This window comes from Streptomyces sp. NPDC001407 (assembly GCF_042895325.1).
In the GTDB taxonomy this organism is placed as follows: Bacteria; Actinomycetota; Actinomycetes; order Streptomycetales; family Streptomycetaceae; genus Streptomyces.
In genome coordinates, this window is the sequence record NZ_JBIAWF010000017.1 from 32,085 (window position 1) to 51,563 (window position 19,479).

Genomic DNA, 19,479 nt, shown 5'->3' on the forward strand with positions numbered 1-19,479 from the left:
TCGTTCGATGCTCCGCAGCGTACGCGATGCCACTGACGTTCAACACTTCGTTGAAGGCCGGGAGGAGGCGTACGGTCCCTGCCGGGACGAGGGGCCGCCGGGTGGGCCGGGGTCAGTGCGCGCCGTGGCCGGTGAGGGCGCGGACCTCCAGCTCCGCGTACTTCCGCGGGTCCGGCTGCTCCTTGGAGAGCAGCGAGCCCAGCCAGCCGAGCAGGAAGCCCAGCGGGATGGAGACCAGGCCGGGGTTGCCGAGCGGGAAGTAGTCGAAGCTCATGCCGGGGAAGAGCGCCTTGGGGTTGCCGGAGACCACCGGGGAGATGATCACCAGGGTGACCGAGGAGATCAGCCCGCCGTAGATCGACCACAGGGCGCCCTGGGTGGTGAAGCGCTTCCAGAAGAGGCTGTAGAGGATCGTGGGGAGGTTGGCGGACGCGGCGACGGCGAAGGCCAGGGCCACGAGCGCGGCCGCGTTCAGGCGGTGGGCGAAGATGCCGAGGACGATGGAGATCGCGCCGATGACGACGGCCGCGCACTTGGCGGTGAGGATCTCCTCCTTCTCGCTGGTGCGGCCCTTGCGGATGACGTTGGCCCACAGGTCGTGGGCGAAGGAGGCCGAGGAGGCGAGGGTGAGGCCCGCGACCACGGCGAGGATGGTCGCGAAGGCGACGGCGGAGATGACGGCGAGGAGCACCGCGCCACCGGTGGTGCCGGCGCCACCGCCGATCTCCTGGGCGAGCAGCGGGGCCGCGGTGTTGCCGGACTCGTTGGACGCGGTGATCGCCTTGGGGCCGACCAGGGCCGCGGCACCGAAGCCCAGCGCGATGGTCATCAGATAGAAAGCGCCGATGATGCCGATGGCCCAGTTCACGGACTTCCGCGCGGCCTTGGCGGTGGGCACGGTGTAGAAGCGGATGAGGATGTGCGGGAGCCCTGCGGTGCCGAGGACGAGGGCGAGGCCGAGCGAGATGAAGTTGAGCTTGGAGGTGCTGTCCTTGCCGTACTGCAATCCCGGTTCCAGGAAGGCTCTGCCCTTGCCGCTCTCCTTGGCCGCCTCGCCGAGGAGGGTGGAGACGTTCCAGTCGAACTTGTTGAGCACGAGAATCGTGATGAGCAGGGTGCCCGCGATGAGCATGACCGCCTTGACGATCTGCACCCACGTGGTGCCCTTCATGCCGCCGATGGTCACGTACAGCACCATGACGAGGCCGACCAGGCCGATGATCCAGCGGCGCGAGCCCTCGCCGGTGGCGCCGAGGAGCAGGGCGACCAGCGCGCCCGCCCCGACCATCTGGGCCAGCAGGTAGAAGATCGAGACGACGATGGTGGAGGTGCCCGCGGCGGTGCGCACGGGCCGCTGCCTGAGCCGGTGGGCGAGCACGTCGGCCATGGTGAAGCGGCCGGAGTTGCGCAGCGGTTCGGCGACCAGGAGCAGGGCGACGAGCCAGGCGACGAGGAAGCCGATGGAGTAGAGGAAGCCGTCGTAGCCGAAGAGCGCGATGGCGCCGGCGATGCCGAGGAAGGACGCGGCGGACATGTAGTCACCGGAGATGGCCAGGCCGTTCTGGAAGCCGGTGAAGGAGCGGCCACCCGCGTAGAAGTCGGTGGCGTCCTTGGTCTGCCGGCCGGCCCAGACGGTGATGCCGAGGGTCGCGGCGACGAAGACGGAGAAGAGCGTGATGATCAGCGTGCGGTGGTCGCTGGCCGCGCCCGCGGCGAGGTCGGTGATCATTCCCCTGCCTCCAGGCGGGTGCGCAGGGCCTCGGAGCGGGGGTCGAGCTTCGCGGCGGCGTGCCGGGAGTACCACCAGGCGATCAGGAAGGTGGTGAGGAACTGGGCGAGGCCGAGGACGAAGGCGACGTTGATGTTGCCGACGACCTTGGTGCCCATGAAGCCGCCCGCGTAGTTGGAGAGCAGGACGTAGAGCAGGTACCAGGCGATGAAGGCGATGGTGAGAGGGAAGGCGAACGAGCGCTGGGCGCCGCGCAGTTCGGCGAATTCCGGGGTCGCCTGCATCGCGAGATAGGGGTCGGGCTCGGCGGAGGAGACGGCGAGGTCGGGGCTGCCCGGCTCGTCCGGTTCCTGGGCGGTGGTGGGTGCGGTATCCACGGTCTCTCCTGATGGGGTGGCACGAAGGCGCGAACCGTTGACCTGTGATCTGGATCACGCATCGTAGAGGCAGGTCGCAGTATGCGACAGGGGGAGCGCCGGTGAATTCGGGGCGGGCGGGCGCGCGGTGCGACACCGGCTGCCCGCACCCTCGTTGACCCTGGTGTGAGCGATGCGCCACTTCCTCCCCCGCCGCCCCCGGGTCGACGGCCGTTCGGGATCGTCAGGTTGACGGCCCCCATAGCGGCGGTGCCGGCCGGGCGGTCGGCCACGATCCCGCGCTCGGGCCGCTGGTACGGGCCACGGGTACCGCTGCCCCCGCTGAGCTACGACGGGTTGCGCGACCCGAGCCTGCCGCCACCGCCCTGACGAAGCGTCATATGGCGTCGGAGAGCGGCGTCATCGGGGCGTTGTGCGGGCGGATCATTGCCCGGCGCCGGGGTCGGCGCTAGCTTCACTCGTCATGTACCCGTCCGTGCGCGGCAGGCGCACGGCGGTTTTCGGATGATGTGGAGAACCCATGGCTCACCCGCGTTCCAGACGTCGCCGCCTGCTGACCCTCCCCGCGGGGCTCGCCCTCACCGCCTCGCTCGGCTTCCTCCCCGGTACGGCCTCGGCCGCCCCGCAGGGCACGCCGCCGGCGAAGACCCCCGTCACCACGGACGGGCCCGTGCTGTCGTACGTCGTCAACACCACCGCGGACCGGGCCACCGTCGCCCGGGTGCACAAGGCGGTCGCCGCGGCCGGGGGCAGCGTGCTGACCTCCTACGAGCGCATAGGCGTGATCGTCGCCCACTCCGCGAACCCCGGCTTCGCCGCGGCGCTGCGGACCGTACCGGGCGTGCAGTCCGCGGGCGCCACCCGCACCGCGCCGATCGTCCCGGCCGCCACCACCGACGTCGGCCCGCCCGAGAAGGTGCGGCCTCCCCAAAGCAGCGCCCTGAGCGCCTCCCGCTCGCTCGCCTCCGGCAAGGAGCCCCTGGAGGGCCTCCAGTGGGACCTGCCCGCCATCAAGGCCGACGAGGCGGCGAAGGTCGACGGCGGCAGCCGGAAGGTCACCGTCGGGGTCATCGACACCGGCGTGGACGACACCCACCCCGACCTCGCCCCGAACTTCTCGAAGAGCCAGTCCGCGAGCTGCGTCAGCGGCAAGGCCGACACCAGTCCCGGCGCCTGGCGCCCCTTCGACCCGGCGAAGGACTACCACGGCACGCACGTGGCGGGCACGATAGCCGCCGCCCGCAACGGCATCGGCGTGGCCGGTGTCGCGCCGGGCGTGAAGGTCTCCGCCATCAAGGTCTCCCAGCCGAAGACCAGTTCCTTCTACGCGGAGAGCGTGGTCTGCGCGTTCGTCTTCGCCGCGGACCACGGCATCGCGGTGACGAACAACAGCTATTACGTCGACCCGTGGATGTTCAACTGCACGGACGACCCGGACCAGAAGGCCATAGCCGAGTCCATCGGCCGCGCCACGAAGTACGCCGAGAGCAAGGGCACGGTCAACGTCGCCTCCGCGGGCAACTCGAACTTCGACCTGGCCGCCAAGGAGCTCACCGACGCGTCCAGCCCCAACGACACCAAGCCGCCGCTGACCCGCAAGATCGACCCTTCGGTCTGCCTCGACGTCCCCGCGCAGCTCCCCGGGGTCATCACCGTCGCCGCGACGGGAGCGAAGTCGGCGAAGGCGTACTACTCCAACTACGGCCTGGGCCAGATCGACGTGGCGGCGCCCGGCGGTGACAAGTACCAGCTGCCCGAGCTGCCGGGCAAGGACGGCCGCATCCTCTCCACGCTGCCCGGCGGCGACTACGGCTTCCTCCAGGGCACCTCGATGGCCGGCCCGCACGTGGCCGGCGTGGCGGCGCTGCTGAAGAGCACGCACCCGCGGTCGACGCCGCAGGAGATCCAGTGGATCCTCAAGGCGCAGGCGCACAACCCCGGCTGCGCGGCGGCCGATACGGCCTGCGCCGGGACTCCGCAGGTGAACGGCTACTACGGCTACGGCATCGTCGACGCCCTGGCCGCGGTCCAGGACTGAGGCGCCCGTCCGCCGGACGGGCCCGCCTCGCCGGGCCCGTCCGGCCCGCACCTCACGTCAGGGCTTGATCAGCACCTTCAGGGCCGTACGGTCCTCCATCGCGCGGTAGCCGTCCGGCACACCGTCGAGGTCCACCGTCAGGTCGAAGACCGGCGACGGGTCGATCGTGCCGTCCAGGACGTCCGGGAGCAGCTCGGGGATGTAGCTGCGGACGGGCGCGACGCCGCCGCGGACGGCGATGTTGTTGTCGAACATCAGCCGGAGGTCGAGGCCGCTGCCGCTGCCGTGCGGGACGCCGACGTAACCGACGGCGCCGCCGGGCCGGGTGATGCCCAGCGCCGTCCGCATCGACTGCTCGGTGCCGACCGCCTCGATCACGGCGTGCGCGCCCTGGCCGCGCGTCAGCTCCCGCACCGCGGCCACCGCCGCCTCCCCGCGCTCCGCGACCACGTCGGTGGCGCCGAACTTCCGCGCGATGGCGGTCCGCGCCTCGTGCCGGCCGAGCGCGATGATCCGCTCGGCGCCGAGCCGCTTGGCCGCGAGCACGGCGCACAGGCCGACCGCGCCGTCACCGACCACGGCGACCGTGGCCCCGGGCCGCACGCCCGCGCCCAGCGCCGCGTGGTGGCCGGTGCCCATCACGTCGGAGAGCGTGAGCACCGCGTCCAGCAGCCGGCTGTCGCCGTACGGGGTGTCGGGGGCCAGCTCGGCGGGGATGCGGACCAGCGTGGCCTCGGCGAACGGCACGCGGACGGCCTCGCCCTGGCCGCCGTCGGAGCCCGGCTCGCCCCAGAAGCCGCCGTGCTCGCAGGAGGTCGTCAGCCCCTCGGCGCAGAAGTCGCACACGCCGTCCGACCACATGAAGGGCGCGACGACGAGCTCTCCCGGCTTGAGCGAGGTCACCTCGGACCCCGTCTCCATGACCATGCCGAGGAACTCGTGACCGATGCGCTGCCCGGGCTCCCGGGCCGCCTCACCGCGGTAGGCCCACAGGTCGCTGCCGCAGATGCAGGCCCGCATCACCCGCACGATCGCGTCCCCGGGCCGCTGGATCCGGGGGTCCGGGACGTCCTCGACCCGGATGTCGTGGGGGGCGTGGATGGTGGTCGCGCGCATGATGCTGTCCTTGCCGGCTCAAGTCGTCGTGCTCAGGAGGTCGTACGCATCTCACCGTACGCGGGGACCGCCGGCGCCGCAGCCGCGGGCACCGTCCTGAGGAGCCCCTCCACCAGCAGGAACTGCGCCGCGAGATAGGTCAGCATGACCCAGAACTGGGGCACCGGCGCCTGCGGCCAGTCGGCGAGGCCGGTGGCGAGGAGCGTGTCCGACAGCAGGAACAGCAGCCCGCCCGCCGCGGTCAGCGGCCGGGCGCGGGTCGCGCCGAGCGCCATCGCGGTCAGCAGCAGGCTGTAGAGCGCGACAGGGATCCGCAGCCGCGCCTCCAGGTCGGGCCACAGCAGCGCCACCGTGCCGAGCCAGGCCGCGCCGTACGCCCCGGCCAGCGCGTACGTCCGCCCGCCGCCCGGGCTGCCGTGCCGGGAGCAGAGCGTGAGGTAGCAGACGTGCCCGGCGGCGAAGGAGGCCATGCCGAGCAGGAAGACGGTGTCACCGCCGATGCCCAGCAGGGTGTCGCCGCCGCAGCCGAACAGCAGTGCCCCGGCGAGCAGCCGCGGCCCGCCGCGCGCGAGCACGCTCGCCGCGAGGAGCGGCATGAGCGCGGGCTTGGTGACGGGCGCGAGGCCCGAGCCCGCGAGCAGCGCGCAGAGGTGGGCGGCGGCGACGGCGAGGAAGGCGGCCTGGAGCGCGCGGGCCCGACGGCCGCCGCTCACGCGGCCCGCTCGTGGGCGCGGGCCGGTGGGGCCCCGGCCTGCCGCTCGGGCGCCCGCGGGGGCGCCTCCGGCTGCCAGCCGGGCCCCCCGAACACCCGCCCGGCCCGCTCCCGCCAGCTCCGCGCGGCCCGCAGGTCGCGGAGGATGGCCGCGTATTCGTGGGTGGCCACGCGCAGCGGGTTGTAGGTGTCGATGTTCTTGGTCAGCCCGTAGACGGGCGGCTCCACCTCCGGCACGAAGGAGCCGAAGAGCCGGTCCCAGACGATGAGGATGCCGCCGAAGTTGCGGTCGAGATAGCCGCCTTGAGAGGCGTGGTGCACCCGGTGGTGGGACGCCGTGTTGAGGACGTACTCGAAGGGCCGCGGCAGCTTCCGTACGCGCTCGGTGTGCACCCAGAACTGATAGACGAGGTTGACCGACGAGCAGAACGCCAGCGCCGCCGGGTGCACCCCCAGCGCGATCATCGGCAGGTAGAACGGCCACACGGTGAGCGTGGTCCACGGCTGGCGCAGCGCTGTGGTGAGGTTGAACTTCCGGCTGGAGTGGTGCACCACGTGGCACGCCCACAGGATCCGCACGACGTGGTGCCCGCGGTGGGACCAGTAGTAGAAGAAGTCCTGGGCGAGCAGCATCAGCGGCAGCGTCCACCAGAGCACGGGCACGCGCAGCGGGGTGAGTTCGTAGACCGCGGTGTAGACGGCGACGATCGGGATCTTCCACAGCGCGTCGAAGACGAGGCTGCCCAGCCCCATGCCGATGCTGGTGGCCGCGTCCTTGGCCTCGTACCCCGCGGCCCCGCTCTCCTCGGCGGGATGCAGGCGGTAGCTCACCAACTCCAGGGCGGTGAGCAGGAGGAAGGCGGGTATGGACCACAGCACGACATCGGGAAGGTGCGGCATGGCGGCACGATAAACGCGCCGCCGGGTGGGGCGCTAGGGGTTGTTACCCACGGGTTACTCACGACCGTTACCGAGGGTTCCGCCGACCGGGGGCGGACCGGGGGCGAATACTGGTCCACGCGGCTTCACGCGGCCTCGGGGAGGGGTGCGTCAGGATGCACGGACTGGAACCGCTGCTCGTGCGGCTCGCCGCCACGGTCGCGAGCACGCTCGCCAAGTCGCCGCTCGCGAAGAGCCCCGTCGGCACACGGCCGGAGCGGATGAGCGAGCGGCAAACCACGTGGCTCGTCGAGGAGTTGGCCGCCTCCCCCACCCCACGCCGCGCGGCCAGGCCGCGGCGACGCCCGTCGGATCTCCGGACCGAGACGCTTGTACGTCACCAGAGACCGCAAGAGCTCTGGCTGGGGAGCTCCAGGGGGCGCCGCCGACCTCACCCCACTCGCCCACCTGGGCCAGCTCAAGATCACCATCCGTGACATCCCCGTCGAAGGCACCCACCTCTTCCCCCGGACCGCCTCCACATCCGACGCCCTTACGGGTGACCCAAATCACCCTCGCAACTCCCAACCCACCCCATTCCCGCCCCACTCCACCCACGCTGTCAGTGCGGCCCCGTATTCTCTGTGACCATGCTCGTAGACCGTGCCGCCGACGAATCGCCGACCCCGTGGCCGGCCGCGTATCCCGAGGGGTATGCGGTCGTCGACGTGGAGACCACCGGGCTCGCCCGTGACGACCGGATAGTGTCGGCCGCCGTCTATCAGCTGGACGCGCGGGGGCAGGTGGAGGACCAGTGGTACACGCTGGTCAACCCGCAGCGTGACCCCGGGCCGGTGTGGATCCACGGGCTCACGACCGAAGTCCTCGCGGACGCGCCGCTCTTCCCCGAGATCGCCGACGAGCTGGCGAAGCGGCTGGACGGGCGGGTGCTCGTCGCGCACAACGCGGCGTTCGACTGGTCGATGCTCGCCCGGGAGTACGCGCGGGCGAACGTCACCGCCCCCGTGCGGCAGCGGCTGTGCACCATCGCGCTCTCCAAGGAGCTGGGGCTGCCGCTGCCCAACCACAAGCTGGAGTCGCTCGCCGCGCACTACGGCGTCGTGCAGCAGCGCGCCCACCACGCCCTCGACGACGCGCGCGTGCTCGCCGAGACCTTCCGCCCCAGCCTGCGGCTCGCCGCCGAGACCGGGCTGCGGCTGCCGCTGCTGGCCTGCCAGCCGCTGACCGAGTGGTCCGACGCGCCCGCCCCGACGCGCTCCGCGAGCATCGGCTACCAGCCGTCGTACCGCTCGGGGACCTGGCGGCAGAGCCGCAAGCGCCCGGCGTGCCCGTACCCCAACCCCGGCAGGTACAAAGAGGGCGAACAGCTCATTCAGGGCATGCGGGTGGCGATCTCGGGTGACACCTCGGTCGACCGCGAGCTGCTGGAGGACCGGGCCATCGAGGCGGGGCTGCACATCGCCACCAGCGTGTCCCGGCTCACCAGCCTGCTGGTGACCAATGACCCGGGCTCCCTCACCTCCAAGACCGCGAAGGCGCGTTCCTTCGGCACCCCGGTGATCGACGAGGCGGCGTTCATGCAGCTCCTGCTGCATGTGGTCCCGGCGCGCGAGGGCAAATAAGCACCCGATGCCCGGGGGGCGAACCCCGCCAGGTACCGTCAAATGCGTGTACCGCTTCCTGCTGTCCCGGCAGTGGGTGATCCTCACGCTCGTGGGGCTCGTCCTCATCCCGGTGATGATCAAACTGGGCTTCTGGCAGTTCCACCGCCATGAGAACCGGGTCGCGCACAACGACCTGGTGGCCCGCAGCCTGACCGCCGAGCCGGTTCCCGTCACCCAGCTGACGAAGCCCGGCCGGCCGGTGCCGGGCGAGGACGTGTGGCGGCGGGTCACGGCCCACGGGACGTACGACACCAAGGACGAGGTCGTGGTCCGGCAGCGGACCGACAAGGACGGCCAGCGGCAGGGCTATTACGTCCTCACCCCGCTGGTCACGGACGACGGGCAGACCCTCATCGTCAACCGCGGCTGGATCCCGCCGGGTGACGACCTGACGAAGTTCCCCGCGGTCCCCGCGCCGCCCTCCGGCAAGGTCTCCGTCACGGGCCGCCTCAAGGCGGACGAGACGGACTCCAGCGGCATCAAGAACACCAAGGGTCTGCCGCCCCGCCAGGTCATGCGCATCAACAGCCAGACCCAGGCGCGGGCCCTCGGCCGGCCGGTGCTCGGCGGCTATGTCGAGCTCACCGCGCCCGACCCGGGCGACAAGGGCCCCGAGCTCGTGCCCGAGCCCGACCACGACAGCATCGGCCCGCACATGGCCTATGCGGTGCAGTGGTGGCTGTTCGCCGCGTTCGTGCCCGTCGGCTGGGTGATCCTGGTCCGTCGCGAGCGCAAGGACCGGGACGCGGAGGCCGCCAAGGCGGCGAAGGCCGCGCAGTCCGCGGGCGGCCCCGACCCCGAGGCGGTCGGGACGGCCCCCGCCGCCGAGTAGTCCGGCCCCTCGCCCTCCCGGACCGGGCACGGCAGACTGAGCGCATGGATCTTGGACTGCACGACCGGGTGTACGTACTCACCGGCGCGAGCCGCGGCCTGGGCAACGCCACGGCCCGGCAACTCGTCGCCGACGGTGCGAAGGTGGTGATCACCGGGCGGGACGAGAAGTCCGTGGCGGCCGCCGCGGAGGAGCTGGGTCCCGGCGCGTTCGGCGTCGCCGCGGACAACGCGGACCCCGGGGCCGCCGCCCGCCTCGTCGCCACCGCGCGCGAGCGGTTCGGCGGCTTCGACGGCATCCTCATCAGCGTGGGCGGCCCGCCGCCCGGTTCCGCGGCGGACAACACCGACGAGCAGTGGCGGGCCGCCTTCGAATCCGTCTTCCTCGGCGCCGTCCGCACGGCCCGCACGGCCGCGGCCGAACTCTCCGACGGCGGCGTGATCGGCTTCGTCCTCTCCGGCTCGGTCCGTCAGCCCATCCCGGGCCTGACCATCTCCAACGGCCTCCGCCCGGGCCTCGCCGGCTTCGCGAAGTCCCTCTCCCAGGAGGTGGGCCCGCGCGGCATCCGCGTGATCGGCCTGCTCCCCGGACGCATCGACACGGACCGCGTGCGCGAGCTGGACGCTCTCTCGGGGGACGCGGCGGGGGTACGTGCGGAGAGTGAGGCGACGATTCCGCTGCGGCGGTACGGCGCTCCGGAGGAGTTCGGGCGGGCGGCGGCGTTCCTGCTTTCGCCTGCGGCGTCGTATTTGACGGGGGTGATGCTGCCGGTGGATGGCGGCGTGCTTCCTTAGCAGGCTGCTGCCCCTTCCGTTTCGGGTGCGGGCCCGTTGCCGGGTGCGGCGCTTTGTTCCCGGCTGCGTCTGATGTGCGGCTCCGCCGCGTGGGGGGAGACCCCGGACCCCAGCGCCCTACGGGCGCGTCCTCAAACGCCGGACGGGCTGAATGTGCGGACCGTAGTCCCCATTCCTGCGGCCCGCAGGCTTACGAGCCACGGTCCGTGAATTCCAGCCCGTCCGGCGTTTGAGGACACCGCGCCAAGCGCGGTCCGGGGTCTGGGGCGAAGCCCCAGTTTCGGGAAGGGGCGGGGTAGGGGAACAACGCGCCGCAGGCGCCAACCGACCCACGCCCGGGGGCCTGGGGCACGCCCCCCACGCGGCGGAGCCGCACATCAGACGCAGCCGGGAAGGGGCGGGGCAGGGGAACAAAGCCCGCCGCAGGCGCGACCGGCCCGCACCCGGGGCTGGGGAACAACCCCCCGGTCACTCCACCCGCTCCGCCCGATGCCGCACCCCACCCAAGCGGACCCGCGCCGGCAGCCGTTCGAGACCGGTGGACGCCCGCGCATGCGCCAGCACCTCACCGTCCAGAGCCGTCAGCGCCGCCGACGGTGACGCGTGAGGCGCGAGGGTCAGGGAGACCGTCGCCTCGGGTGACGAGCGGCGGCCTGAGAGGAGGACCAGGGCGCGGTCGACTCCGGGCAGGGACTCCGCCTCCGCGGAGAGCACCTCTTCCAGTGCGCGGCCGCGGACGACCGCCGCCTCACCCCCGCCGCTGTCCACCAGCACCTCGTGCAGCCGGCGCCGGCGCAGCTGTGCCAGCAGCCACCACAGGGCGAGCAGCACGACGACGGCCAGCCCGGCGATCACCGCGGGCCACCACCAGCCCTCCGCCCGCCACTTCCGCCGCGCGGACTCGCCGAGCAGCACGTCGTGCGGGCTGTCGAAGGGCCAGGCGGACGGCAGGGAGAAGTGCCAGCGGCGTTGCAGGTCCAGCGAGCCGACGAGCACGGCGGCGCCGAGCGCGACGAGCACGGCCCCGGCCAGACCCATCAGCACCCGGTTGACGGTCCTCAACACCGCGCGTTCACCTCTTCACCGGTCGTCGCACGTGCACGGAGAGCCCGGGGCTCCGGGCGAGGCCCAACTGCCGTACCCCGTCGGCCAGTACGGTGCCCAGGTCGTCGCGTACGTCGTCCAGGTCGCGGAAGTGGGAGACGGCGCGGGCCCGGATCCGGCGGCGGCCGACGTCGACGCGCACGGACTGCACGCCGGAGATCTCCATCGCGCGGTCCCGGAGGACGAGCGCCGCCGCCCGGCGGTCGAGCCCGGCCCGTACGTCGGGAGCGCCGCGGCGCATGGGCAGCACGCGGCGCAGCCCCGGGGTGGCGGCGAGCACGATCAGCCACAGCCCGGCGAGCACGGCGACGGCCGCGCCGGTGACGACCCAGGCGTCGGCGAGCTGCCGGGTGGCCAGTTCGTGGGCGAGGTGCCGGCGCCAGCCCATGGCGGGCCGGTGGGCGCGGACGGCGGCCACGTCGTAGAGGAAGAGCCCGGCGGCGGCAAGCACCGCCGCGGCGACCAGGGCGGCGGGCAGCCGCCGCCTGGACCAGAACCGTCCGGCGCGGCCCGCGTCGCCCGGTGTCGCGGCGGCTTCCACCGCCGGTGGTGCGGTGTCCTCGGTGTACTCGGTGTCGAGTCCGTCCCCGCTCACAGCACCCTCTCCCGCCCCGCGCGCCGTGTGTGCGCCGAGTGCAGCCGCTCGACGGTGACGGCCACCTCGGGCACGTCCATGCCCGCCAACTCCCCTACGCGCTCGGTGATCCGGCGGCGTACCGCACCGCACTGCGCGCGGATGTCCGAGGGATAGCCGAGCTCCACCGAGACCCGTACGCGCGCGGAGTCGTCGCGCACGGCCACGGTGGCGTACGGGGGCCTGCGGTCCTCCCCCTCGGGGTCGCCCGCCCCCGGCTCCGTGCCGCGCAGTGCCTCGCGCGCCGCCTGCGAAGCGATCTTCGCGACGACGCGGTCGGCGATATGGGTCGCACCGCGCTCAGCAGCTTCCACCACGTGTCCTCACCGCACCCCTCACCCGGTCCACGGGCCCCTCACCGCCGCCGGTCGTCCCGCTCCCGCGAACGGAAGAGGTCGCCGGGGTCCAGATCGCCGTCCAGGAAGCGGCCCACCACGAAGCCGATCGCGCCCAGGGCCGCCACCAGCAGGAATGCCCCGAACCCGCCGAAGTACCCGGCGAATGCGAGCGCCATGCCGGCGATCATGCCCACCATGGCCATGCTCATCGTGCGCTCCTTACTGGAGCCTCGGCTCCGCCTCGTCGTCTTCCTCATCGGGCAGCTTGACGTCGCTCACGGCGATGTTGACCTCGACGACCTCCAGGCCGGTCATGCGTTCCACCGCCGTGATGACGTTTTCCCGCACGGCGCGGGCGACATCCGCGATGGCGACGCCGTAATCCACGACGATCTCCAGGTCGAGCGCGGTCTGGACCTCACCGACCTCCGCCTTCACCCCGCGGGCCACGGACTTGGCGCCGCCCGGCACCCGGTCCCGCACGGCGCCGAAGGTGCGCGCGAGGCCGCTGCCCATCGTGTGGACGCCGACCACGTCACGGGCCGCGAGCCCGGCGATCTTCTCCACGACGCCGTCGGCGATGGTCGTACGGCCCCGGTCGGCCGGGGCGGCCGACGTCTCCTTCGAGGTGGTGTCGGTCATCGTCGATCGCCTCTCTCCCAGGGGAGGAATTAACGTCTACGGCTCCTTTTGCCACCTTAGGCGGGGTTCACCCGCCGCGCTCGGGAGATCCGCGGAAGCGGTGGCCCGGGCCGCCGCCCGAGTGAGTCGTCCGCGCGGGCGCCGCGGCGTACGGCAGGCTGGAGCCGATGGCCCACCCGACGGCTGGGAGGTGACGGTGGTCGCGGACCGATGGACACAGGCGGTACGGCGGCAGCTCGTTTCCGGCAGGCTGCTGCCGCTCGGTGGCGTCGCGGACGGCGCCTGGATCGTGGAGTCCGCGGCGGCGGGCGCGCTGCGCCGGGCGGCGGCCACGGCCGTGCCGGACGCCCGTCTCGACATGCTCCGGCTCTCGCTCGCCGACCCGGCGAGCGCGGCCAGGCCCGCCGTACCGCCCCCGCCGAGCGCCCTCCCGGTGGGGCCGCTGTGCGTGACGGCGGACTTCGCGGCCGCGCTCGACCGGCCGCTGCCCGTGGTCGCCGACGAATTGCGCAGGGCGGTGCGGGCCGTGGCCGCGGGGACGCTCGGGGCGGTGATCGAGTCGGTCGACCTGCGGGCGACGGCGTTGCTGGAGGTGCTGACGGCCGGAGCGGCCGCTGTGGAGGAAGAGCCTCCCGATCCCGAGGGGGATCCGGAGGTCGTCCGGGTCGTGCTCTCCGTGCCGGGCGTGGTGGGCCTGGTGCCGCTCTTCGGGCGGGCGGTGCGGGTGGACGACGGCGAGGGGAGGCTCCACGCGCAGGTGCAGCTCGCCGTGAGCGACGGGCACCGCGTCCTGGAGACAGTGAGCGAGGTGCGGGCGGCCGTGGCCGGAGTGCTGGCGGGGCGTACGTCCGGGCCGGTGACGGTGGCCGCGGTGGTCACGGGGGTGCTCCCGGCCCGGCCGCCGCGGCCTTCCGGGGCCGGACGCGGGGGTTCTTCCCGCCGGTAAACTTCCCGGGTTGTTGATCAAGGGGGGTTACCGATGGTGAGAAGACAGCCGCATCCGCACCAGCCGCAGTGGGGGCCGCGGGTGCCACCGCCTGCGCCCCGCGTGCCGGCCCGCCGGAGCGGATGCCTCGGCGCCTTTCTCCGGTCCGCCCGGGTCAAGGCCGATTCGATCTTCACCGCCTCCGGCCCCGGACGTGTCATGGACCCGACGATCGACCGGGTGCAGAAGGGGCGCGCCATCGTCGGCGCGATGGCCTCGTTCCTGCTGATCTGGACGTACGGCATAGACGGCGGCTGGAGCGGGGTCTTCAAGGACGGCGTCAGCAAGCTCTTCATGGCCCCGGCGATCCTCATCCTGGTGGGGCCGCTCGTGATCCTCGGCTTCATCTGGTACGCCCCGGCGGAACACCGCCCGCTGCTGCGCTCCCGGCTGCGCCATCCGCTGAAGGCCGTCGGCTGGTACGTGGGCGCGGTGGCCGCCTCGGTGGCCTGTCTCTACACCGCGAGTCAGGGCGGCCATTACGTGGCGCTGCTGGGCGGGATCGTCGGCATGATGGGCGCGGCGGTGGTGCCGCTCGTACTGCTGCCGGTGCTGCTGTGGATGGTGGCGTTCCTGTACTTCTCGTCCGGTGCGGCCGCGCGGTACGCCTTCAACACCGCCGATGTGCACGCGGCCCTCCCGGCCGTGCTGACCGTGGTGCTGGTCTGGGTGCTCAATCTCGTCTCGCTCGGTGACGGGCTGCCGAACGGGCCGCTGCTGGTGAAGATCGCCGCGTTCCTCGGCGGACCGTTGTCGGTCACGGCCGTCTCCTGCTGGGAGCTGCACTATCTGCGGACGCGCTACGGGGTGCGCGTCCGCAGCTGAGCGCGCGGGAGCGAGGGCCCCCGCGCGCCCGGCCTCACTCCCCCAGCCCGGCGAGGTCCCGCAGCCGGCGGGCCTGGGCCTGGCGCTCGGCGGCGCGCTGCGCCTCGTACGTACGTCCGGCGGCGTCCCGCAGCAGGGCCTTGGTCTCGACGACGGCGTCGCGGGGCGCGGCGAGGAGGGCTGCGGCGAGGTCCTGGACGGCGGCGTCGAGCTCGGCGGCCGGGACGACGAGGTTGGCGAGCCCCGTGCGCTCGGCCTCCTCCGCGTGGACGAAGCGGCCGGTGGCGCAGATCTCCAGGGCGCGGGCATAGCCGACCAGTGAGAGCAGCGGATGGGTGCCGGTGAGGTCGGGCACCAGGCCCAGGCTGGTCTCGCGCATGGCGAACTGGACGTCGTCCGCGCAGACCCGCAGGTCACAGGCGAGCGCCAGCTGGAAGCCCGCGCCGATGGCATGGCCCTGCACGGCGGCGATGGAGACGATGTCGTTCCGCCGCCACCAGGTGAACGCCTCCTGGTAGGTGGCGATCTCGGCGTCGAGCGCCTCGTCGGAGCCGCGCGCGAGATCGAGGAAGGACGGCTCGCCGTCGAAGCCCTCGGGGGTGAACGCCTGCCGGTCGAGGCCGGCGGAGAAGGACTTGCCTTCCGCGCGCAGCAGCACGACCCGCACGCTGCCCGGCAACAGCCGTCCGGCCTCGGCCAGCCCCCGCCACAGCGCGGGCGACTGAGCGTTGCGCTTGGCGGGGTTGGTGAGAGTGACGGTGGCCACCGCGTCATCCACGGTGAGCTGTATGCCGTCCTGGTCGAGCAGGGTCTTGGGGGCGGTCATCGGGGCCTCCGAATCGGCAGCAGTCGCGCAGCTGTTCGCGCTATGTTGACTGCACAGTAACCACCCGGTCGACTGCTCGACCGACCGGGTGGCACTGCCCACACCGACGGTGCCCTTGGGGTGCGTGGCGTCAGGCCGAGGCGGCCTTCTTGCCGCGCGTCGCTCCGCCGCGACCGCGAAGGATCACGCCGGATTCGCTGAGCATCCGGTGGACGAAGCCGTAGGAGCGGCCGGTCTCTTCGGCCAGCGCCCTGATGCTCGCACCGGAGTCGTACTTCTTCTTCAGGTCTGCCGCGAGCTTTTCGCGCGCGGCGCCGGTTACCCGGCTGCCCTTCTTCAGAGTCTCGGCCACCCGTGCCTCCTCATGGGAGATGCGCCTCTTGACTCTCATGATCACCCCTACGCGGCCTCCTGGCCACCCATTCGACAAGGTCCATGAGATGAGGTTTCCCCGATTTCGGGCCGCGGCAGGGCTTGGAACAGGCGATTCCGAAGAGTCCCGGTCGTACGGCCGTACGGGTGGCGGAACGAAGCGGCAGGTCAGGCGGGGCACTCGCGTTCCGCGGTGCGAACACCCCGGCGCACGGCACTGGGCGTGCGCCGGAGCGCTCGACGGCTCCGCGGTACGAGCCCTACTCACTCAGATGATGGATCACCTGTCGGCCGAATGATCGGGACAGCACCGAGCGGACGCCGATCAAGCGCCGGGCGGGCCCCGCCGGGGCGGGGCCCGCCCGGGTCAGGCGAGGGCGACGAGGTCCGCGTAGTCCGGGCCCCAGAGGTCCTCGACGCCGTCCGGGAGCAGGATGATCCGCTCCGGCTCCAGCGCGTCGACGGCGCCCTCGTCGTGGGTCACCAGGACCACGGCGCCCTTGTAGGTGCGCAGCGCGCCCAGGATCTCCTCGCGGCTGGCCGGGTCGAGGTTGTTGGTGGGCTCGTCCAGCAGGAGGACGTTGGCGGAGGAGACGACCAGGGTGGCCAGGGCCAGGCGGGTCTTCTCGCCACCGGAGAGCACGCCGGCGGGCTTGTCGACGTCGTCGCCGGAGAAGAGGAAGGAGCCCAGCGTCTTGCGGACCTCGACGAGGTCGAGGTCGGGGGCGGAGGAGCGCATGTTCTCCAGGACCGTGCGGTCCGGGTCGAGCGTCTCGTGCTCCTGGGCGTAGTAGCCGAGCTTGAGGCCGTGGCCGGGCGTGACCTGGCCGGTGTCGGCCTTCTCGGCACCGGCGAGCAGCCGCAGCAGCGTGGTCTTGCCCGCGCCGTTGAGGCCCAGGATGACCACGCGCGAGCCCTTGTCGATGGCCAGGTCGACGTCGGTGAAGATCTCCAGCGAGCCGTAGGACTTCGACAGGCCCTCGGCGGTGAGCGGGGTCTTGCCGCAGGGCGCGGGCTCCGGGAAGCGGAGCTTGGCGACCTTGTCGGAGGCGCGCACGGCCTCCAGGCCCGAGAGGAGCTTCTCGGCGCGCTTGGCCATGTTCTGCGCGGCGACCGTCTTGGTGGCCTTGGCGCGCATCTTGTCGGCCTGCGAGTTGAGGGCCGCGGCCTTCTTCTCGGCGTTCTGCCGCTCGCGCTTGCGGCGCTTCTCGTCGGCCTCGCGCTGCTGCTGGTAGAGCTTCCAACCCATGTTGTAGACGTCGATCTGGGAGCGGTTCGCGTCGAGGTAGAAGACCTTGTTGACGACCGTCTCGACCAGGTCGACGTCGTGGGAGATCACGATGAAGCCGCCGCGGTAGGTCTTGAGGTAGTCCCGCAGCCAGGCGATCGAGTCGGCGTCGAGGTGGTTGGTGGGCTCGTCGAGGAGCAGGATGTCGGCGTCGGAGAAGAGGATCCGGGCCAGCTCCACGCGGCGGCGCTGACCACCGGAGAGCGTGTGCAGCGGCTGGCCGAGGATCCGGTCGGGCAGGCCGAGGCTGGCGGCGATGGTCGCGGCCTCCGCCTCGGCGGCGTAACCGCCCTTGGTGAGGAACTCGGTCTCCAGGCGCTCGTACTTCTTCATCGCCTTCTCGCGCGTGGCCCCCTTGCCGTTGGCCATGCGCTCCTCGTTCTCCCGCATCTTGCGCAGGACGGAGTCGAGGCCGCGGGCGGAGAGGATCCGGTCGCGGGCCAGGACGTCGAGGTCGCCCGTGCGGGGGTCCTGCGGGAGATATCCGACCTCACCCGAGCGGGTGATGGTGCCACCGGCGGGCATGCCCTCGCCGGCCAGGCACTTGGTGAGGGTCGTCTTGCCCGCGCCGTTGCGGCCGACGAGACCGATGCGGTCGCCGCGGGCGATGCGGAAGGAAGCGGACTCGATAAGGACGCGGGCGCCGGCGCGCAGCTCGATGCCGGAGGCGGTGATCACGGAATTACTCCTGGGCGGAAGGGACGGCGGTGGGGACGGGGGTGAACACACCCGCGCGCGGGCTCACCCGCGCGGTCACGCGCGGGGGGCGGGCGACGGGGTGGGGACCGGCGCCGTCTAATGCACGAGGAGGAATGCCATACGGACCAGTCTAACGGGGGCGCGCAACCCGAATTCCCGGTGCGCCCGTGGCGGTCCGGCGGCCCGCGGGGGTAGGCATGGGCGCGACCGGCCGCCGGTGCCCCCGACGCCACCCCGGAAGGGCACACAACGGACAGCGCACGGATACTCGGGGTGGAGAGGCGGTAACCGCATGCAGTTCGACGACGACGCGGACCTGGACACGTCGCAGGTGCAGGACTCCCGGGGCGGCGGCATCCCGGGCGGCGGCCTGACCATCGGCGGCGGGATCGTGGGGCTGATCGCCCTGGTGCTGGGGCTCTTCTTCGGCATCGGCCCGCAGGAGCTCGGCCTCAGCTCCGGGCCGGCGCCGTCGGAGAGTTCGAGCACCGGGGAGCAGGTCTCCCAGCACTGCCGCACCGGGCGCGACGCCAACACCAAGGAGGACTGCCGGATCGTCGCCGTGGTCAACAGCGCCCAGTCCTTCTGGAGCCAGGAATTCGCCCGCCGCTCGCGCACCTACACCCCGGCGTCGACCGTCTTCTTCACCGGCCGCACCAACACCGCCTGCGGGGCCGCGACCTCGGCCGTCGGCCCCTTCTACTGCCCCGGTGACCGCAAGGTCTATCTCGACCTGGGGTTCTTCAGCGAGCTGCACAGCAAGTTCGGGGCCAGTGGCGGGCCCTTCGCCCAGGCGTACGTCGTCGCGCACGAATACGGGCACCACATCCAGAACCTGATGGGCACGCTCGGCCGCGCCCAGGACCGGCGGACCGGCGCCGGGAGCAACTCCGTCAAGGTCGAGCTCCAGGCCGACTGCTACGCCGGGGTCTGGGCCAAGCACGCCACCACGACGCCCGAGAAGTCCACCGGCCGCCCGCTGCTCACCCAGCTGACGAAGGCGGACATCGACGACGGGCTCTCCGCGGCGGCCGCCGTCGGTGACGACCGGATCCAGGAGAAGTTCCAGGGGCGGGTCACGCCGGAGAGCTGGACGCACGGGTCTGCGGCGCAGCGGCAGCAGTGGTTCACGACGGGGTACGGGTCGGGGGACCTGGGGAAGTGCGACACGTTCCGCTAGCCGCTCGGGCTGACCGGGTTTCGGGGTTCGCTTCGTTTCCGGGTGCATTGCCGCCTGCGGCGCTTTGTTTCCCTACCCCGCCCCTTCCCGGCTGCGTCTGATGTGCGGCTCCGCCGCGTGGGGGGCTGCGCCTGCGGCGGGCTTTTTCCCCTACCCGCCCCTTCCCGAAACTGGGGCTGCGCCCCAGATCCCTGACCGCGCTTCGCGCGGTGTCCTCAAACGCCGGACGGGCTGGATTTCACGGACCGTGGGTTCGTTGCCTGTGGGCCGCAGGGATTGCGGACTGCGGTCCGCGCATCCAGCTCGTCCAGCGTCGCAGGCTACGGACTACGGTCCGCAATCTCAGCCCGGCCGGCGTTTGTTGAGGCCGCCCGCCGCTGGGGGCACCTCTGGGGGCACCCCCGGACGGAGTCTGGGGGAGGTA

General features: G+C 72.4%; 20 protein-coding genes. 7 read left to right on the forward strand and 13 right to left on the reverse strand.

What is annotated here, in order from left to right:
* Positions 1 to 112: 112 nt before the first annotated feature.
* Positions 113 to 1,729 (reverse strand): cation acetate symporter, encoded by a 1,617-nt coding sequence (locus tag ACFY1P_RS22905; RefSeq protein WP_361528216.1) that lies wholly within the window; start codon positions 1,727 to 1,729, stop codon positions 113 to 115.
* Positions 1,726 to 2,106: a DUF485 domain-containing protein gene (locus tag ACFY1P_RS22910; RefSeq protein ID WP_390751723.1), complete on the reverse strand. Its 381-nt coding sequence runs from the start codon at positions 2,104 to 2,106 to the stop codon at positions 1,726 to 1,728. Before ACFY1P_RS22910 ends, ACFY1P_RS22905 begins: the two co-directional genes overlap by 4 nt.
* Before the next feature lie 520 nt (positions 2,107 to 2,626).
* On the opposite strand from ACFY1P_RS22910, the gene ACFY1P_RS22915 reads away from it, so the two are divergent.
* Positions 2,627 to 4,144, forward strand: coding sequence for a S8 family serine peptidase (locus ACFY1P_RS22915; protein WP_390751724.1), 1,518 nt, complete (start codon positions 2,627 to 2,629; stop codon positions 4,142 to 4,144).
* Positions 4,145 to 4,201: 57 nt separating this feature from the next.
* On the opposite strand, the gene ACFY1P_RS22920 is transcribed toward ACFY1P_RS22915, so the two are convergent.
* Genes ACFY1P_RS22920 through ACFY1P_RS22930 form a run of 3 tightly spaced genes read right to left on the reverse strand, consistent with a single transcriptional unit; the run spans position 4,202 to position 6,872 of the window.
* Positions 4,202 to 5,260: a zinc-dependent alcohol dehydrogenase family protein gene (locus ACFY1P_RS22920; RefSeq protein ID WP_361528212.1), complete on the reverse strand. Its 1,059-nt coding sequence runs from the start codon at positions 5,258 to 5,260 to the stop codon at positions 4,202 to 4,204.
* Between the two features lie 32 nt (positions 5,261 to 5,292).
* On the reverse strand, positions 5,293 to 5,973 hold the full coding sequence (locus ACFY1P_RS22925) for a lysoplasmalogenase family protein (RefSeq protein WP_390751725.1): 681 nt from the start codon (positions 5,971 to 5,973) through the stop codon (positions 5,293 to 5,295).
* Positions 5,970 to 6,872, reverse strand: a complete 903-nt coding sequence (locus tag ACFY1P_RS22930) for a sterol desaturase family protein (protein WP_390751726.1) — start codon at positions 6,870 to 6,872, stop codon at positions 5,970 to 5,972. The genes ACFY1P_RS22925 and ACFY1P_RS22930 overlap by 4 nt, the downstream gene beginning before the upstream one ends.
* A gap of 629 nt (positions 6,873 to 7,501) precedes the next feature.
* Here ACFY1P_RS22930 and ACFY1P_RS22935 point away from each other — a divergent pair.
* The 3 genes from ACFY1P_RS22935 to ACFY1P_RS22945 are packed head-to-tail and all read left to right on the forward strand — an operon-like array spanning position 7,502 to position 10,162.
* Positions 7,502 to 8,494 carry a DEDDh family exonuclease gene (locus ACFY1P_RS22935; protein WP_390751727.1) on the forward strand — a complete coding sequence of 331 codons (993 nt, stop codon included), beginning with the start codon at positions 7,502 to 7,504 and terminating at the stop codon, positions 8,492 to 8,494.
* A gap of 46 nt (positions 8,495 to 8,540) precedes the next feature.
* Positions 8,541 to 9,368: an SURF1 family protein gene (locus tag ACFY1P_RS22940; protein WP_361535102.1), complete on the forward strand. Its 828-nt coding sequence runs from the start codon at positions 8,541 to 8,543 to the stop codon at positions 9,366 to 9,368.
* A gap of 44 nt (positions 9,369 to 9,412) precedes the next feature.
* Complete coding sequence (locus ACFY1P_RS22945) at positions 9,413 to 10,162, forward strand: SDR family oxidoreductase (RefSeq protein WP_361535099.1); 750 nt, start codon at positions 9,413 to 9,415, stop codon at positions 10,160 to 10,162.
* 468 nt (positions 10,163 to 10,630) lie between these two features.
* On the opposite strand, the gene amaP is transcribed toward ACFY1P_RS22945, so the two are convergent.
* The 5 genes from amaP to ACFY1P_RS22970 are packed head-to-tail and all read right to left on the reverse strand — an operon-like array spanning position 10,631 to position 12,880.
* Positions 10,631 to 11,227, reverse strand: coding sequence for an alkaline shock response membrane anchor protein AmaP (amaP, locus tag ACFY1P_RS22950; protein WP_390751728.1), 597 nt, complete (start codon positions 11,225 to 11,227; stop codon positions 10,631 to 10,633).
* Between the two features lie 7 nt (positions 11,228 to 11,234).
* The gene (locus ACFY1P_RS22955; protein WP_390751774.1) at positions 11,235 to 11,807 is read right to left on the reverse strand and encodes a DUF6286 domain-containing protein; all 573 of its coding nucleotides are present in this window, start codon (positions 11,805 to 11,807) and stop codon (positions 11,235 to 11,237) included.
* Between the two features lie 50 nt (positions 11,808 to 11,857).
* Positions 11,858 to 12,214, reverse strand: coding sequence for an Asp23/Gls24 family envelope stress response protein (locus tag ACFY1P_RS22960; protein WP_361532499.1), 357 nt, complete (start codon positions 12,212 to 12,214; stop codon positions 11,858 to 11,860).
* Positions 12,215 to 12,255: 41 nt separating this feature from the next.
* The gene (locus ACFY1P_RS22965; protein ID WP_116211088.1) at positions 12,256 to 12,447 is read right to left on the reverse strand and encodes a hypothetical protein; all 192 of its coding nucleotides are present in this window, start codon (positions 12,445 to 12,447) and stop codon (positions 12,256 to 12,258) included.
* Between the two features lie 10 nt (positions 12,448 to 12,457).
* Positions 12,458 to 12,880, reverse strand: a complete 423-nt coding sequence (locus ACFY1P_RS22970; protein ID WP_361532496.1) for an Asp23/Gls24 family envelope stress response protein — start codon at positions 12,878 to 12,880, stop codon at positions 12,458 to 12,460.
* A 196-nt stretch (positions 12,881 to 13,076) separates the two neighbouring features.
* Between ACFY1P_RS22970 and ACFY1P_RS22975 the strand changes: the two genes are divergently transcribed.
* Both ACFY1P_RS22975 and ACFY1P_RS22980 read left to right on the forward strand, forming a co-directional pair.
* Positions 13,077 to 13,826 (forward strand): hypothetical protein, encoded by a 750-nt coding sequence (locus ACFY1P_RS22975; RefSeq protein ID WP_390751729.1) that lies wholly within the window; start codon positions 13,077 to 13,079, stop codon positions 13,824 to 13,826.
* A gap of 198 nt (positions 13,827 to 14,024) precedes the next feature.
* Positions 14,025 to 14,690 carry a hypothetical protein gene (locus ACFY1P_RS22980; RefSeq protein ID WP_361532490.1) on the forward strand — a complete coding sequence of 222 codons (666 nt, stop codon included), beginning with the start codon at positions 14,025 to 14,027 and terminating at the stop codon, positions 14,688 to 14,690.
* Between the two features lie 34 nt (positions 14,691 to 14,724).
* On the opposite strand, the gene ACFY1P_RS22985 is transcribed toward ACFY1P_RS22980, so the two are convergent.
* From ACFY1P_RS22985 to ACFY1P_RS22995, 3 genes are all read right to left on the reverse strand, one after another.
* Positions 14,725 to 15,516 (reverse strand): enoyl-CoA hydratase/isomerase family protein, encoded by a 792-nt coding sequence (locus ACFY1P_RS22985; protein ID WP_361532487.1) that lies wholly within the window; start codon positions 15,514 to 15,516, stop codon positions 14,725 to 14,727.
* Positions 15,517 to 15,646: 130 nt separating this feature from the next.
* Positions 15,647 to 15,868 (reverse strand): helix-turn-helix domain-containing protein, encoded by a 222-nt coding sequence (locus tag ACFY1P_RS22990; RefSeq protein ID WP_030366669.1) that lies wholly within the window; start codon positions 15,866 to 15,868, stop codon positions 15,647 to 15,649.
* Positions 15,869 to 16,255: 387 nt separating this feature from the next.
* Positions 16,256 to 17,854, reverse strand: a complete 1,599-nt coding sequence (locus tag ACFY1P_RS22995) for an ABC-F family ATP-binding cassette domain-containing protein (RefSeq protein WP_361532484.1) — start codon at positions 17,852 to 17,854, stop codon at positions 16,256 to 16,258.
* Positions 17,855 to 18,167: 313 nt separating this feature from the next.
* On the opposite strand from ACFY1P_RS22995, the gene ACFY1P_RS23000 reads away from it, so the two are divergent.
* Positions 18,168 to 19,055 carry a neutral zinc metallopeptidase gene (locus tag ACFY1P_RS23000; protein ID WP_361532481.1) on the forward strand — a complete coding sequence of 296 codons (888 nt, stop codon included), beginning with the start codon at positions 18,168 to 18,170 and terminating at the stop codon, positions 19,053 to 19,055.
* The last annotated feature ends 424 nt before the right edge of the window (positions 19,056 to 19,479 follow it).